Here is a 14,433-nt window from a genome sequence, read left to right as displayed (position 1 = left end):
GGGCCCTCAGGCGTCCTGCTTGAGGGCCTCGGCAGGGGAGACACGCGTGGCGGCGACCGCGGGAATCCAGCTGGCCGCCAGCGCGGTGAGGAAGAGCAGTGCGGGCGCTCCCACGAAGATGAGCGGGTCGTGGGGCGTGATGCCATACAGCATCGCGGAGAGCGCGCGGGCCAGCAGCCCCGCGCCCAGCAGCCCCACGGCGAGGCCCAGGCCGGTGAGCCGCAATCCCTGGGTCACGACCAGCCGGAGCAGTCCCCGAGGCGTCGCGCCCAGAGCGCTCCGGATGCCCAGCTCCCGCGTCCGCTGCGTCACCCAGAAGGCCAGCAATCCATACAGCCCCACCGAGGCCAGGACCGCGCCCAGCAGCGCGAACGCCGCCAGCAGTCCGCCCAGCACCCGCACCCGGGCGGAGCCGGCCTCCACCACGCGGTCCAGCGGGCGGACGTTGAGCAGCCGCAGGTTTGGATCCGCCGCGCGGACCTCCTCCTGTAGCAGCGCCAGCAATTGGTGCGCTGGCAGCGAGGACTTCACCGCCAGGTTCAAGCTCTTGCGCATGTCCTGGCCCAGCGGGACGTAGAGGTCCCCGGACGGTGCCACCGAGATGCGCTCCATGGGCACGTCCCCGACGACGCCAATGACTTCCCGGGGCGCCGCGTCCCTTTCCAACTGGAGCCGGACACCCACCGGCTCCCGGCCCGGGAGATACCGGCGCGCGAAGGCCTCGCTGACGACCACCACGGGAGGATGATCCGCTGTGTCGCCCGCGTCCATGAGGCGGCCCTGCTTCAACGCGATGCCCATGGCCCGGAACGCGCCCGCGCTGGCCGGGACGTAACCGGCTCGGGGAGGCATCCCGGACGGCGGGGGCATCCCCGCGACGTGGAAGCCCGCCGTCTCACGCCAGACTTCACCCGAGAAGGGGAGCGCCGCGGTGAGCCCGGCCGAGTCCACGCCGGGAAGCGTCTCAAGCCGCGCGATGAGCGCCTGGGCCAGGGCCGAGGCCCGGGCCTCGTCGGGGAACTGCTCCAGCGGGAAGAACACCTCCGCGACCGTGACCCTCTCGGGCTCGAAGCCCAGCGGCACGGCCTGGAGCTTCCACAGCGTGCGCAGCATGAGCCCCGCGCCCACCAGCGGCACCAGCGCCAGGGACAGCTGCGCGACGACCAGTGCCGAGCGTGCCCAGCCCAGGGACGTCGCGCCGCGCCCTCCGCGCATCATCGGCGCGAGCACGGCCCGGGCCTCTCCGCGCGAGGCGTGGAGCGCGGGCAGCACCCCCACCAGCACCGCCGTCGTCAGCGACACGGCCGCGACGATGCCGAGCAAGGAGGGCTCGAGCCCCGGTCCGGACACGAACCAGCCCGGAATGAAGAGGGTGAGCAGTCCCCGCCCCCAGAGCGCCAGCAGCAACCCGCCCACGCCACCGAACGCGGCCCGGACCGCGCTCTCCACGAACACCTGCCGGACCAGCTGCCACCGGGTCGCTCCCAGCGCCAGGCGCACCGACAGTTCGTGCATCCGCGCGCTGCCCCGCGCGAGCAGCAGGTTCGTGAGGTTCGAGCACCCCAACAGCAACAGCAGCACCGCCGCCCCGGCCGCGATCTGGAGCTGGGAAAGGGACTGTTCGACGAAGTACGCGTGGAGGGGCTCCACGTGCACCCCCACCCGTGGCTCGCCCGGGACGTCCGCCGCGGCGAGCGTGAGCGGAAGCAATTCCCCCCGGGCCTGCTCCAGGGAGACGCCCGGACGCATCCGTCCCACGACGCGCAGCGTATTGCCTCCGTCCTTGAGCGCATCCAGCGCCAGGGGCTTCCACGCCTCCACCTCCGGCTCGAAGCGGAAGTCCTCCGGCAGCACGCCCACGATGACGTGCGACGTGTCGTCCAGCAGGACGCTCCGGCCCAGGACGGCGGGGTCCGCCCCATACAGCCGCTGCCACAGCGCATGGGTCAGCACCAGCTCGCGGTCGCGGCCCGGAACTTCTCCTTCCGTCCCCCAGAGCCGCCCCAGGGCGGGCCGGACGCCCAGCAGGGGCATCAGCCCCGCGGAGGCGCGTCCCACGGTCAGCCGCGCCTCCAGCCCCGCTCCGCCCAGCAGCTGCTTCGCCACCCGCACGCCCTCGATGCCGGAGAAGCTCCGGGCACCCTCGCGCCAAGCGTTCCACACCGGAAGGCTCACGCGGGTGCGGTCCTTGTGCGGCCCGGCCCCCGCGCCCGGCGTCGTCGCCTGGAAGAGGCGGACCAACTGCTCCGACTCCGGATACGGCAGGGGTTGCCAGAGCACCGGGTACACGACACTGAAGACCGCCGTGGTCGCACCGATGGTGAGCGCGAGCGTCAACACGACGACCGAGGTGAAGAGCTTCTCCCGGGCCATCGAGCGCAACGTGCGCCGGACTTCGTGCAAGAGCATGGACCTGTCAGGGGTGGGGGGACGAGGACGCGCGTGTAGCAACGAGGATGCCACGCACGGCCTTCCTCCGCCGGACGGAGCACGCCGCCCCGGGGCCTGACCGGAACTGGGAACGGCCGTCCCACTTCCGTGAAACGGCCTACTTCGTGAGCCAGCGCATGGTCGCCTCGGTGACCACGCCGAACAGGGCCGTCTGCGCGAACAGCCAGGCGTGCTCCGCGCGCGACCAGGTGTTCGCGAACGTCGTCGCCTTGAACACGGGGAAGGCCGCGCGCTCGAACGCCAGCACCCCCAGGCCCAGCAACACGCCGCTGTGCAGCAGGGTCCACTTCGCCGTGCGCACCCGCACCAGGCCCCAGCCCATGCCCAGCAGGGGGCCATAGCCCGCGCGCAGCGCGAAGGCCCACTGCGACGCCTCGTGCCGGGACAGCTTCCGGCGGAACAGCCGGCTCAGCACGTGCCTTGCGATGTGGCGCGCGGCGTAGGGCGGTGGATGGCCCAGCCAGGCATTGCGCACGGTGACCAGCAATCCCAGCGCGCCGGTGCCCACGGCCCCGGCGACATAGGCCGCCGCGTACGGATTCCTCATGGCCTACCCCTTCATCAGGTTGCGCATCACGAACCACAGGTTGGCCGGACGCTCCGCCAGCCGGCGCATGAAATAGGGATACCAGTGCTTCCCATACGGGACATAGACACGCACCGGATGGCCGTCCTTCACCAGTTGCTCCTGCAGGTCGCGCCGGATGCCATACAGCATCTGGAATTCGAAGGCGCCCTTGGGCAGATGCTGACGCGCGGCGTACTCCAACGTGGCGTCAATCATCCGCTCATCATGCGTGGCGATGCCGTGATACACGCCGCTGTCCAGGAGGATGCGCATGCAGCGCACGTAGTTCGCGTCCACGTCCTTCTTGTCCGGGAACGCCACGTCGGAACCCTCCAGGTAGGCCCCCTTGCACAGCCGGATGCGGACGCGCTCGGCGCACAGGGCCTTCGCGTCCTCCTCCGTGCGCCGCAGGTAGCTCTGGAGCACCGCGCCCACGTGCCGCTCGCCGAACTCCGAGTGCAAATCCCGCACGATGTCCAGGGTCGTCTGCGTGACGGCGCTCTCCTCCATGTCCACGCGCACGAACGAGTCCCGCGCCGTCGCATCCGCCACCACCGCTCGCGCGTTCTGAAGCGCCAGGTTCCGGTCGAACAACAGGCCGCACTGCGTGAGCTTCATCGACACGTTGGCCCGCACGCCCACCTGGTCGATGCGCGCCAACAACCGCAGGTACTGCTTCACCTCGTCGCGAGTCTCCGGGGGGGAGCGCACCGCTTCGTTGAGATGGTCGAAGCTGGCCATCAGCCCCTTCGCCGTGAGGGCCTTCACCGCGTCCACCGCCTCCTCCAGCGTCTCTCCCGCGATGAAGCGGGACGCCAGCTGGCGAAAGGGTTTGAGCCGCGTGGCCACGTCCTTCAGGTTGGACTGACGCGACAGGAACAGCAGCGCGGAGCGGGACAGCTGGTCTGCGGCCGTGGTCATGTGGATGTGTTCCCCCCGCGACTAGAGATAACGCCTGTTCAGTCAGGGTGCCGCGAGAGGAAGTCGGACACGCGTTCATTGAACGCTTCCGGGTGGCTCATGTACGGCAGGTGACTGGCCGCCTCCAGGAACTCCAGCCGGGCGCCCGGCACATGCGCCGCCACGTCGCGCGCGGCGGCTGGAGGCACCAGCAGGTCCCGGCCGCCCTCGATGATGAGCGTGGGCACGCGCAGCTCCTGTAGCCGGTGCAGGAGGTCCGCGGCCAGGATGTCGCGCAGCCGCCGCATCAGCTCCAGCGGCGAAATGCGCCGGGCCTCGCGCACGATTTCCGCCCGCCCCTCCGCCGGCAGCCACCGGCCTCCCATGACCCGCGCCACCGTGGGCGCGAACACATACGCCAGCGGCTGGGGCGCCCGCACCAGCGTGGACAGCGACAACGCCAGCCGCCGCACCTTGCGCACGCTGGCCACCGGCGACACCAGCACCAGCGCCTTCACCCGCTGGGGGTGCTCCAACGCATACGCGATGGACAGCAGGCTGCCGTAGGAGGACCCCAACAACGCGAAGCGCTCCGGCAGCCCCGCCTCCGGGTTGTTGAGCACCGACAGGTTCCACTGGAGCGGCGTATGGGTCGCCGGTGTCTTCAACGGCGGCGTCCACAACAGGAGGTTCCACGCCTGGGCCAGCGGCTCCATGGGGGCGAACGACCGGCCACTGGCGCCCAGCCCCGGAAGACAGACCACCGTGCGTGATACATCCCTGTTGCCCCCAGGGAAGGTGAACAGCCGCACCGCCGTGCCCCGGACGACGCGCTCCTCGCAGTCCAGCCGCTCATACCCGCGCTGGATGTCTTCCACGTCCGGCACCCGCGGCGGCGGGTGGGGCGGGGCGGGGACGCGAGTGGCGGCGGTATCAAGCATGGCAGGCCCTCAGCAGCAGGCACCGGACGCTGGCGGCCACGCGGTCGCGGAAGGCTCGCACGCGTGACTCCGACGCACCCGACGGCGGCGGTTCATGGGGTTCACCCACGGCGAAGGTTAATTGAACTGGCAGCGGCAGGGGGCCCAATCCCATCACCAACGGAATGCGGTATTTGTCCTCCGCGGCCAGGCGCACACACCACCGGTCCTCGTCCGGAGGCCAGAAGAAGGTGTCATCCACCCCGAAGCCGGCGAAGGGCACCACCGGCACCCCGGCCTGCATGGCCAGCCGGACGAAGCCCAGCGCGCTCTCCCACCGGAGCTGGTAGCGGCCCTGACTGCGTTTGAAGGTCTCCCGCGCGCCGCCCGGATAACAGACGACGAGCCGCCCCTCCTGGAGCGACCGGAGCGCGTTCTCCCGCGTCCCCTCCACCCCGCCCAGCCAGGGCAACACCGTGCGCACGAGGGGAATCTTGAAGAACCCCCGCTCCGCCAGCCCCAACGGATAGCGCCCCGTGGCCCGGTGCAGGAGGTGGAAGAAGGCGGGGGTCTCGTATCCCCAGACACCGTGATTGCCCACGAGCAGCAACGGCCCATGTCTGGGCAAATGTTCAGCTCCCACCAGTCGGGCGCGGTGATAGCGCGCGGACAGGGCGGCGCCGCCCTCCGCGAAACGGAACACGGCTTGCCGGACGCTGGTGAGTGGGTTTTCCACGGTGGAGCCAAGATGCAGCCGCACTCGCAAGCCGGCACCCTGACACCAGGCGGCCGGGCAGGGGCTCAACCGCCGCAATCACCGGAAAAGGGCATGCACGCCAGCAGGCTGCCTTTCCCGGCGGGGGGATGGGTGCGGTTGTCTGCCCCCGGAGCCGTGCTGATGCTTGGGGGTATGGCCGGCCCATTCGACATCCTCCTGCATCAACATCGCGAGCTGGAGGAGCTGCTGGAGCGGCTGGCTTCGGAGGCGGACGCGGAGGAAATGACTCACGGTCAGGAGGCCCTGGCCCGCCTCCTGCGCCTGCACTCCCGGCTGGAGGAGCGCTGCGTCCATCCGCTGCTGACACGCGTGGAGGGCCGCACCCGCGCCCGAGAAGAGGCCGAGGACCACCTCACCCTGCGTGAGCTGATGGAGGAATTGCAGGAGCTGACGCCTCGCGGCGTCGAGTGGCAGGCGCGCCTTTTCACGCTGGAGGATCAGGTCGTGGCGCATGTGCAGGCCACCGAACATGGGGTGCTCCCCCGCCTGTCCGCGTCTCTAGACGCGGAGGAATTGGAGGAACTGGGACACGACCTCGCACTCACGTACGAGGAACTGCTGGATCGCTCGCAGCACCCCCCCGCCCCGGGTCGTGGAGCGTTGTTGGAACCCCTGCATTGGGATGCGTGAGAAGCGCCTGAAAGCGTCGCCGAGACCCATTTCCCGGGCCTTTCTCGCCTGCTGATACGCAGTGGCGTCACAACTTTTTATCGCTTCCTTCGACAATTGCCTTTCTGGAAGGTATTGGTACTTGTGCGTGCCGGTTCACGCCAAGGCAATGCTCCCCCCTTAAACCGAGGATTGGTCGAAATGTCAGTTGACAAGGCGTTCCGCGAGATGATTCGCAACGAGATTGAAGTGCAGCTCAAGCCCCTGCGCGACGTGGTGTCTCGTCTGGAGTCGGGCACGGCGGACCTGGATGCGCTGCGCAGCGTGGCCGAGCGTCTGGCGCCCCTGGCTCAGGTGGTGGGCCCCCTCTTCGGCGCGAACGCGCCCGCGGCCGGCAAGCCCGGTCGTCGTCCCGTGGGTCGCCCGGCGGGTCGTCCGTCGGTGAGCGCGCCGGTGGCTGCGGCGGGTGGCAAGCGCCGGGGCCGCAAGCCGGCGGTGGTGGAAGGCGGCGCCCGTGAGTGCGCCATCATGGGCTGCGGCAAGCCCAGCCGCACCAAGGGCTACTGCGCGGCGCACTACCAGAAGCTGCGGATGCTGGAGAAGACCAACCGCCGTCCTTCCGCGTGGTCCGACTACGCCAACCCCAACAGCGTGGAGGACATCAAGCTGCCCCGTGGCCGCGCCGCCTCCAAGGCGCTCGCGGAAGCCGCTCAGAAGAACGCCTAGGTTCTTCCGCAGTATCAGTCGTCGCCCCGGCCCGGGCATACAGGTAGACCACGCCCTTCCGTCTGGAAGCACGTGGCAGGATTGACCGCGCGGAGGATGTGCTTGCGCCGCGAGGGCGTTGGTGTGCATGAGTGCCCGGGCCATGAACAAACGCGACCTGGAGCCTGGAATCGTCACGGACCTCGCGGGCCGGACGACCTATGGCGATTACCTGCAGTTGGACCGCCTTTTGTCCGCGCAGGTGCCCCGCTCCCAGCCTCCCCATCACGACGAGTTGTTGTTCATCGTCCAGCACCAGACGAGCGAGCTGTGGATGAAGCTGCTCATCCACGAGCTGTCCGCCTGCATCCGTTACATCCAGGCGGACCGGCTGGAGCCGTCGTTCAAGATCTTCGCGCGCGTCGCGCACATCCAACGGATGCTCTTCGAGCAGTGGAGCGTGCTGGAGACGCTCACGCCCAACGAGTACCTGGAGTTCCGCGACACGCTGGGCCACGCGTCAGGCTTCCAGAGCTTCCAGTACCGGGCGCTGGAGTTCCTTTTGGGCAACAAGGATGACGCGGCGCTGGGGCCCTTCAAGCACGTGCAGGGTGTGCACGCGGAGCTGGACCGCCTGCTGGAGTCGCCGGGCATCTACGATGAATTCCTGCGCCATTTGTCGCGCATGGGCCACGACATTCCCAGAAGCCACGTGGAGCGCGACTGGCGTCAGCCGTATGAGAAGAGCCCCCAGGTGATGGAGGTGTTCCGGCGCATCTACGAGGACACCGAGAAGCACTGGGACGCGTATGAGATGTGCGAGAAGCTGGTGGATACGGAGGAGCGGTTCCAGCTCTGGCGCTACCGGCACATGATGACGGTGATGCGCATCATCGGCTTCAAGCAGGGCACGGGCGGCTCGTCGGGCGTGGGCTTCCTGCGCAAGGCGCTGGACCTGCGCTTCTTCCCGGAGCTGTGGGACGTGCGCACGGTGCTGACGCCGCCCGCGAAGCCCCGGGGCGTCTGAGCTCCCCATCCGCCCCCGCTCGTGTCCCCGCATGCTCCGCGGACCGGCAGGAACGGGGTGCCAGCCGGGGCGCGAGCTCCCTAGCTTGGGAGAGGTCAAATCCTCTCAACGTGCGAAGGAGCCACCATGGGTGAGCACGAAAGCCCCCGGAAGGAACCGCAGCTTCCGGAAGACGAACAGAAGAACAAGCGTCAGGCGGGAGACCGCCCCATTCCCACGCCAGGGCATATTGGCAATCTGCCAGATAATGGCGAGGGCCCGGGTGGCATTGGCATCAAGCTGCCCGAGGGCGGCGGCGACTGAGTGAAACATCCGGAAATGTTTCAGGCCCCGGGGCCCTTCCGGGGTTCCCGGCCGCCGGGTGTCAGATAGGTGAGTCCCTACCTGATGGGTTACTCTTCCCGGAGATGACCCGAAAGCCCGCCACCTACGCCGACCTGGAAGCACTGCCCCCGAATCTGGTTGGGGAGATCGTCAACGGGGAGCTGTTCGCGACGCCCCCGCTCGCGGCGCCGCTTGCCTCCGCCGCAATGCATTTGCTTGGTGAGCTTCACCATCCCTTCGGACGGGGGCGTGGAGGGCCTGGAGGATGGCTCTTCCTCCCCAAGCCGGAGCTTCACCTGGGCAAGGACGTCCTGGTTCCCGACGTCGCGGGTTGGCGCCGGGAGCGGATGCCCAAGATGCCCGACGTCGTGGGCTTCACGATGGCGCCGGATTGGCTGTGCGAGGTGCTGTCCCCGTCGACGTTCCGGTTGGATCGGGCCCGCAAGCTGCCTATCTATGCCCGAGAGGGCGTCAAACACGTCTGGTTGGTGGACCCGCGCGAACACATGCTGGAGGTCTTCCGCCTGGAAGGCGGCCACTACCTGCTGCTGGGAGCCTACGGGGACTCGGAGATAGTCCACGCGGAACCATTCGAGGCGCTTCCCCTGGAACTCAAGGTCCTGTGGGAGGACGTCGAGTAGGCTCTTCCGCACCATGTCCGCGCCCGCCGGAATGATGCTGCTCTTCGAACAGGCCCACATCCTCTGCTACCGCACGTTCGACATCGCGGAGGAGATAGACCTGGAGCGCGCGCGCAAGGCGCTCACGGAGGACTCGCGCCGCTTGAAGCTGTCGCGCGAGAACAGCCAGTACATCCAACTGCCCAACCCGCCCGTGGTCTATGAGCTGGGCCGCAGGCCGCTCGCGCTGCGTGACGGTCCTGTCACGGTGGACGCCACCGCGCGCCTGTTCGACCACGGCGCCGCGTCCATCATCCTGCGCGTCCCCGTCGCTCCCGGCACCACCTGGGAGACGCTCACCCAGGTCGCGGATGAGCTCTATGACAGCCATGCCCTGGAGGACCTGGCGCGGGAGCTGGTGGAGGGCGTGCGCCGCACCATCGCCTCCGCCGTGCAGGGGCCGCACCTCTGGGACCAGAGCGAGAGCTACACCGTCATCTTCGCCGAACGCATCCAGGGCAACCCTTCCGCGGAGGAGCTGTTCCAGCGCGCGGACATCGCTCGGCTCCTGCTGGGAGAGAGCACCGCCGCGCCGCTCGCGCCGCGCGAGCGCGAGGCCGTCACCCAGGTGCGCTTCAGCTACACCGCCCACGACCTGGTCGTCGTCGACTGGAACAGCGCGTTCGTCTACGAGCCGTCCGGCTCGCGCGACATCCCGGACCTGTTGGAGATCGCCAACGCGCAGCTCCTGGAGTTCCGCTACTACGACGAGCGGTTGGACAAGCACATCGCGCGCATCCACGACGAGGTGCAGGCGCGCAAGCCCGGCTGGCTCACGCTGTTCCGCAGCCCGTACCGCAACCTGGCGCGCGAGACGCTGGGCACGCTCGTGGACCTCAACGAGTTCGTGGAGCGGGTGGAGAACAGCCTGAAAATCATTGGCGACTTCTACCTGGCCAAGGTCTACGAGGGCGCCGTGCGCCGCCTGCGCATCCCCGCGTGGCAGGCCTCCGTCACGCGCAAGCAGCAGCTGCTCGCGCAGACCTATGGCCTGCTCAAGGGCGAGGTGGACATCGACCGCTCGCACGTCCTGGAAGTCATGATCGTCGCGTTGATCATCCTGGAAATCGTCATGGCCTTCGGCCGCATGTTCGAGCACTGACGGCGAGCCGGCCAGGAACGCCGCGCGGCGCTCCCGTGGAGCGTCCGAAGGGACGACGGTCCCGTCGGATGGGGGACGCGGGAAGAGACAAGACGTGGTGAGGGCTTCGCGGCGGCCGGGGTTGCGCTACGCTCCCGCGCTCGGGTGTGTGAGACGGAGGCTTCCGCGTGAGTGCATCGAACCCCCTCTTCGGTGATTTGCTGCTCAAGCTGGGCGTCGTCTCGCCGGGGCAGGTGCAGGAGGCGCTCGCGCTGCAGGCCCTCACCGGACAGCGCGTGGGAGAGGCGCTCATCTCCCTGGGCTACGTGTCACGCGAGCAGATTCAGGACGCATTGGGAGAGGCCCTGGGCTTGAACCACGAGAAGGGGCCCGCGCAGCCGCCCCTGGGCGAGCTGCTGGTGGGGCTCAAGTACGTGACGCTCGCGCAGCTGGACGAGGCGCTGGCGCGGCAGCGGCGCGACGGGCGGCGGCTGGGGGAGATCCTGGTCGAGCTGGGCCACTGCACCTACAAGCAGATCTACGAAGCGCTGGGCGTGCAGAACCGCATCGTCGGCCGGCAGGACCTGCCACGTCCCGCGACGGAGGGGCGCCGCCGCGTGGTGGTGGTGGACGACAGCCCCCTGGCGTGCGCGTTCGTGCAGGAGGGGCTGGTGGCCCTGGGCTACGAGGTCCTCTGCTTCCAGGACCCCTACGAGGCGCTGGAGGGCATGGGGCGGCTGCAGGCGGCCATCGTGCTGAGCGACCTGGAGATGCCGGGGCTGGACGGCGTGGAGCTGTGCCGGCGGCTGAAGGAGGGCCCTCGCAGCGCCATCCCCGTCATCATGCTCACCGCCAACGACCGCGAGGCGGAGCGCGTGCGCGGCCTGCGCGCGGGCGCGGACGACTACGTGAACAAGTCCGCGTCCATGGACGAACTGGCGGCCCGCATCGAGAGCGTGGTGCGCCGCACGGACGAGACGGAGCGCATGCGCAAACTGTTCGCGCGCTACACGTCCGACGCGGTGGTGGAGGAGATCCTCAAGAGCGCGGACGCGGCGGTGCTCGCCGGTGAGAAGCGCGAGGTGACGGTGTTGTTCGCGGACATCCGCAACTTCACCGGCCTGGCGGAGAGCCTGCCTCCCGAACAGGTGGTGGCGGTGCTCAACCAGGTGCTGGGCCGGCTGTCGGATGCGGTGCTCACCTGCGGCGGCACGTTGGACAAGTTCCTGGGCGACGGGCTGATGGCCGTCTTCGGCGCGCCGGTGGGCCGCCCGGACGACGCGCTTCGGGGCCTGCAGTGCTCGAAGATGATGATGGAGGCCGTGGCGGAGCTGCGCGCCGTGGCGGAGGCCGAGTGGGTGGCCCACGGCCGCGAGGGCCGGCCCCTGGTGCTGGAGCTGGGCGTGGGGTTGAACTCGGGCGTGGTGGTGTCCGGCAACATCGGCAGCGCGATGCGGGCCGAGTACACCTGCATCGGCGACGCGGTGAACGTGGCCGCGCGGCTGTGCGCGCTGGCCGGGCCGGGGGAAATCCTGGTGGGCGAGCGAACGCGCGAGCTGGTGGACGCGAACGAGACAGCCTTCGAGGACCTGCCGCCGGTGCGCTTGAAGGGCAAGCAGCAGCCGGTGCCGCTTTACCGCGCCCTCTGACGCGGTAGGGTGGGCGGGCCATGGCCGCCACCTCCTCGTCCGCCGTCCCCGAGAAGTCCCGCCGCTCCCCGCTGCCCTGGGTGGCGGTGGTGTTCGCGGTCGCGCTCGTCGTGGCCCTGGTGCTCACCGCCTTCCGCCGCCGCGACCCCGAGCAGGCCCAGCACATCCACGCCGACTTCACCCTCATCCTGGGCGCGTTGGAGCGCTACCGCGCGGACCACGGAGGGAAGCTGCCGGAGGAGGGGGACCTGGACGCGCTGCTGGTGCCCCGCTACCTCCACGCCGTGCCCCTGGACCCCTGGGGCCGGCCCTACCACTACGCGAGCAGCGAGCAGGGCGTGTTCCTGTCCAGCTTCGGCCGCGAGAACCAGCGCGGCGGCGCGGGCGACAACCAGGACCACACCAACCACGACGGTCACCAGCAGCTCCTGCGGTAGGGAGGGCCTCGCCGCCGGGACGCCCCGCCCTGGTGGGCAGGCAGGCCGGCACGCCCGGGCCGCACGTCACCGGGCGTCCGGCGTGCGCATCCTTCGTGGCGAGGGGAGGCTCCAGCGGGCATCGCCTCCTCGGGGGGCCCCGCCATGGCCATCATCTGCGCAACCAACCTGTCCGCCGACGCCGCGCACGCGGCCACCGTCGCGGCGACGCTCGCCGGCCGCCTGGGAGAGCCCCTGCTGCTCCTGGGGGTGGATGACGAAGTGCCTGACGCGGAGGCCCCGGACGCCCTGTCCGCGGCGGAAGGCGGGCTGGCCGCGGAGGCCGCGCGCCTGAGGCCGCTCGCGGGCCTGGTGGAGCCGCGCATGCAGCGGGGCGCCTCCGTGGAGACGCTGCTGGGGGACGAGGAGTGCCGCAGCGCCCGGTTGGTGGTGGTGGCCGCGGAGGGCTGGCGCACGTCCCCCTGGCGCAAGACGTCCCTGGCGGAGCGCCTGGCCCGCCACGGCTGCGCCCCGGTGCTGGCGGTGCGCCGGGACACGGCGCTCCTGGACTGGGCCCGCTGCCGGCGCCGGCTGCTGGTGATGGTGGGGGTGGACCCCCGCTCCTCCACGTCCGACGCGGCCATCACCTTCCTGCGGGAGCTGCGGCGCGTGGGCGGGTGTGACGTGCTGGCCGCGTACGTGTGCTCACCGCTGGAGGAGCGCGAGCGGCTGGGCGTCCACACCCCCGTGCACGTGGAGCGGCTGGACGCGCGCGAGCGCACCATGGAGGGGCTGGAGCCGCTGGTGGAGCGCGTGCTCCAGCGCGAGGTGCGCGAGCGCCTGGGCGACCTGGAGGGGGAGGGCCGCGTGGAGGTGGTGCTGGAGCCCGGCTATGGCCGCCCGGCGGACCACCTGCTGCACGTGGCCCATGCGCGCAGCGCGGAGCTGACGGTGGTGGGCATGCACCTGCGCGGCGGCGTGCAGCGGCTGTGGCACGGCTCCGTGTCGGAAGGAGTGCTGCGCCACGCGGAGCGCTCCGTGGCGTGCATCCCGCCCGGAGCGCGCGAACCTCGCCGGCTTCCTCCGCCCCGGAGCGCGCTGGTGCCGGTGGACTTCACCCTCGCCTCCGGACAGGCCATCGCGCAGGCGTGCTCGCTGGTGGGGCCCGGCGGACGCGTGCACCTGTTGCACGTGCACCGGCTCCGGGGCCGCGAGCGGGGCCCCCGGGACTTCCACGGCGTGCTCCCGGAGCCGGACAGCGAGCGGGACCGGGTGCTGAACCGGCTCTGGGCGCAGGTGCCCGGGGACACGGTCGCGCGGGCAGTGCACTGGAGCGTGGAGGGGGTCAGCGGAGACGACGTCGCCATCGCCATCTGCCAGGCCACGGAGCGCGAGGGCGTGGACCTGGTGTGCGTGGGCACGTCCGCCCACCGCGAAGTGGTTCCGGACGTGCTGGAGGAGGCGGTGGCGCGCGAGCTGGTGCTGCGCTGCCGCCGGCCCGTGATGGTGGTGCCTTCTGTTTGACCCGGGAACGGGCGTCCAGTGGATGGGCTCCTCGCGGAACGGGTCCCTGTTTTTTTCCCACGCGTAAGGGATTGAACAGGCGACCCTGGAGGGCGTTAGACTTTGGGAGGACCCGCTTTCCCAGAAGGGTAGGGCATCCCGTGGCTCTTCGCGGTTATCGAGAAGAGGACCTCGTCTCCAACCGTGCATCGCTGATCATCCACGGAGGTACCGAGGATGAGCGCAGGGCCTGGGCGGAGGAAGCCGCGCGCAACTTCGGCGTCCCGCTCACGGAGGTGCGCCAGGGCCCGGAGCTGGCCGGCGCGCTCCGTCAGCCCAACGGCGTGGTGTTCATCGCGGACGCGGGGAAGCTGCCGCTGGACGCCCAGGGCCTCATCCTGCGCTGCCTCCAGATGCAGGAGGAGCGGCCCAAGGTGGTGGTGGGCGTGTCCGGCACCGCGATGGCCGCCCTGACCCGGGGCACGCTGCGCGAGGACCTGCACTACCGGCTGAACCAGGCGCAGGTGGACCTGCAGACGGACGGCCTGCGGGACGCGCTCAAGCGCCGCTGGGCGCAGCAGGCGGAGCAACTGGCCGTGCGCGCCGCGGCGTTGAAGGCCGCCGAGGAGAAGGAGCGCGCCGCCGCGGTGGCCCGCCGCCCGGGCTCCGTCACCCGCATCCTGCCCAAGCGCAAGGCATCGAGTCCCGTGCGCAAGGGCGCGCCCCGCAACGCGGTCCGCTGAAACCCCGGGGCCCGTGCCCCTGGGAACGTGAACCCCTCCCCCTTTTGGGTTTCCCGGCCGGTCGTCCTGGACGGGGTGG

At 70.3% G+C, this 14,433-nt stretch carries 15 protein-coding genes; 10 read left to right on the top strand and 5 right to left on the bottom strand.

The genetic code is table 11. The features are described 5' to 3' along the window. Positions 1-6 precede the first annotated feature (6 nt). The 5 genes from D7Y04_RS37915 to D7Y04_RS37900 form a co-directional block, all read right to left on the bottom strand. Positions 7-2,409, bottom strand: a complete 2,403-nt coding sequence (locus D7Y04_RS37915) for an ADOP family duplicated permease (RefSeq protein WP_158627660.1) — start codon at positions 2,407-2,409, stop codon at positions 7-9. A 139-nt stretch (positions 2,410-2,548) separates the two neighbouring features. After that, complete coding sequence (locus D7Y04_RS44685; protein ID WP_158627659.1) at positions 2,549-2,998, bottom strand: hypothetical protein; 450 nt, start codon at positions 2,996-2,998, stop codon at positions 2,549-2,551. Between the two features lie 3 nt (positions 2,999-3,001). Then, entirely contained in the window at positions 3,002-3,940 is a 939-nt protein-coding gene (locus D7Y04_RS37910) for a proline dehydrogenase family protein (RefSeq protein WP_120595357.1), read from the bottom strand. A gap of 38 nt (positions 3,941-3,978) precedes the next feature. Further along, entirely contained in the window at positions 3,979-4,860 is an 882-nt protein-coding gene (locus D7Y04_RS37905; RefSeq protein ID WP_121762498.1) for an alpha/beta fold hydrolase, read from the bottom strand. Continuing rightward, positions 4,853-5,482, bottom strand: a complete 630-nt coding sequence (locus D7Y04_RS37900) for a lysophospholipid acyltransferase family protein (RefSeq protein WP_255428746.1) — start codon at positions 5,480-5,482, stop codon at positions 4,853-4,855. The genes D7Y04_RS37905 and D7Y04_RS37900 overlap by 8 nt, the downstream gene beginning before the upstream one ends. A 267-nt stretch (positions 5,483-5,749) precedes the next feature. Between D7Y04_RS37900 and D7Y04_RS37895 the strand changes: the two genes are divergently transcribed. From D7Y04_RS37895 to D7Y04_RS37850, 10 genes are all read left to right on the top strand, one after another. Next, positions 5,750-6,247, top strand: coding sequence for a hemerythrin domain-containing protein (locus D7Y04_RS37895; RefSeq protein WP_233597101.1), 498 nt, complete (start codon positions 5,750-5,752; stop codon positions 6,245-6,247). A 180-nt stretch (positions 6,248-6,427) separates the two neighbouring features. Further along, positions 6,428-6,952, top strand: a complete 525-nt coding sequence (locus D7Y04_RS37890; RefSeq protein ID WP_121754212.1) for a cell wall protein — start codon at positions 6,428-6,430, stop codon at positions 6,950-6,952. A gap of 142 nt (positions 6,953-7,094) precedes the next feature. Continuing rightward, positions 7,095-7,958: a tryptophan 2,3-dioxygenase gene (locus D7Y04_RS37885; RefSeq protein ID WP_120595354.1), complete on the top strand. Its 864-nt coding sequence runs from the start codon at positions 7,095-7,097 to the stop codon at positions 7,956-7,958. Positions 7,959-8,084: 126 nt separating this feature from the next. Continuing rightward, on the top strand, positions 8,085-8,261 hold the full coding sequence (locus tag D7Y04_RS44680; protein WP_158620633.1) for a hypothetical protein: 177 nt from the start codon (positions 8,085-8,087) through the stop codon (positions 8,259-8,261). Between the two features lie 104 nt (positions 8,262-8,365). Beyond that, complete coding sequence (locus D7Y04_RS37875) at positions 8,366-8,923, top strand: Uma2 family endonuclease (protein ID WP_121762497.1); 558 nt, start codon at positions 8,366-8,368, stop codon at positions 8,921-8,923. A 13-nt stretch (positions 8,924-8,936) separates the two neighbouring features. Continuing rightward, the gene (locus D7Y04_RS37870) at positions 8,937-10,064 is read left to right on the top strand and encodes a hypothetical protein (protein ID WP_121762496.1); all 1,128 of its coding nucleotides are present in this window, start codon (positions 8,937-8,939) and stop codon (positions 10,062-10,064) included. 167 nt (positions 10,065-10,231) lie between these two features. Beyond that, complete coding sequence (locus D7Y04_RS37865) at positions 10,232-11,692, top strand: adenylate/guanylate cyclase domain-containing protein (protein ID WP_121762495.1); 1,461 nt, start codon at positions 10,232-10,234, stop codon at positions 11,690-11,692. A 20-nt stretch (positions 11,693-11,712) separates the two neighbouring features. After that, the gene (locus D7Y04_RS37860) at positions 11,713-12,129 is read left to right on the top strand and encodes a type II secretion system protein GspG (RefSeq protein WP_121762494.1); all 417 of its coding nucleotides are present in this window, start codon (positions 11,713-11,715) and stop codon (positions 12,127-12,129) included. Between the two features lie 144 nt (positions 12,130-12,273). Continuing rightward, entirely contained in the window at positions 12,274-13,632 is a 1,359-nt protein-coding gene (locus D7Y04_RS37855) for a universal stress protein (protein ID WP_121762493.1), read from the top strand. Between the two features lie 140 nt (positions 13,633-13,772). Further along, positions 13,773-14,354 (top strand): Fis family transcriptional regulator, encoded by a 582-nt coding sequence (locus tag D7Y04_RS37850; RefSeq protein WP_120595348.1) that lies wholly within the window; start codon positions 13,773-13,775, stop codon positions 14,352-14,354. Positions 14,355-14,433: the final 79 nt, after the last annotated feature.

The organism is Corallococcus sp. AB038B, from assembly GCF_003668955.1.
Taxonomy (GTDB): Bacteria; Myxococcota; Myxococcia; order Myxococcales; family Myxococcaceae; genus Corallococcus; species Corallococcus exiguus.
This window is presented reverse-complemented; position numbering and strand designations above follow the sequence as displayed.

Bases quoted from the DNA above. Each gene is read 5' to 3' on its own strand.
- D7Y04_RS37910 (WP_120595357.1), bottom strand. From the start codon at position 3,940: ATGACCACGGCCGCAGACCAGCTGTCCCGCTCCGCGCTGCTGTTCCTG.
- D7Y04_RS44685 (WP_158627659.1), bottom strand. From the start codon at position 2,998: ATGAGGAATCCGTACGCGGCGGCCTATGTCGCCGGGGCCGTGGGCACC.
- D7Y04_RS37915 (WP_158627660.1), bottom strand. From the start codon at position 2,409: ATGCTCTTGCACGAAGTCCGGCGCACGTTGCGCTCGATGGCCCGGGAG.
- D7Y04_RS44680 (WP_158620633.1), top strand. From the start codon at position 8,085: ATGGGTGAGCACGAAAGCCCCCGGAAGGAACCGCAGCTTCCGGAAGAC.
- D7Y04_RS37870 (WP_121762496.1), top strand. From the start codon at position 8,937: ATGTCCGCGCCCGCCGGAATGATGCTGCTCTTCGAACAGGCCCACATC.
- D7Y04_RS37905 (WP_121762498.1), bottom strand. From the start codon at position 4,860: ATGCTTGATACCGCCGCCACTCGCGTCCCCGCCCCGCCCCACCCGCCG.
- D7Y04_RS37860 (WP_121762494.1), top strand. From the start codon at position 11,713: ATGGCCGCCACCTCCTCGTCCGCCGTCCCCGAGAAGTCCCGCCGCTCC.
- D7Y04_RS37885 (WP_120595354.1), top strand. From the start codon at position 7,095: ATGAACAAACGCGACCTGGAGCCTGGAATCGTCACGGACCTCGCGGGC.
- D7Y04_RS37890 (WP_121754212.1), top strand. From the start codon at position 6,428: ATGTCAGTTGACAAGGCGTTCCGCGAGATGATTCGCAACGAGATTGAA.
- D7Y04_RS37855 (WP_121762493.1), top strand. From the start codon at position 12,274: ATGGCCATCATCTGCGCAACCAACCTGTCCGCCGACGCCGCGCACGCG.
- D7Y04_RS37875 (WP_121762497.1), top strand. From the start codon at position 8,366: ATGACCCGAAAGCCCGCCACCTACGCCGACCTGGAAGCACTGCCCCCG.
- D7Y04_RS37895 (WP_233597101.1), top strand. From the start codon at position 5,750: ATGGCCGGCCCATTCGACATCCTCCTGCATCAACATCGCGAGCTGGAG.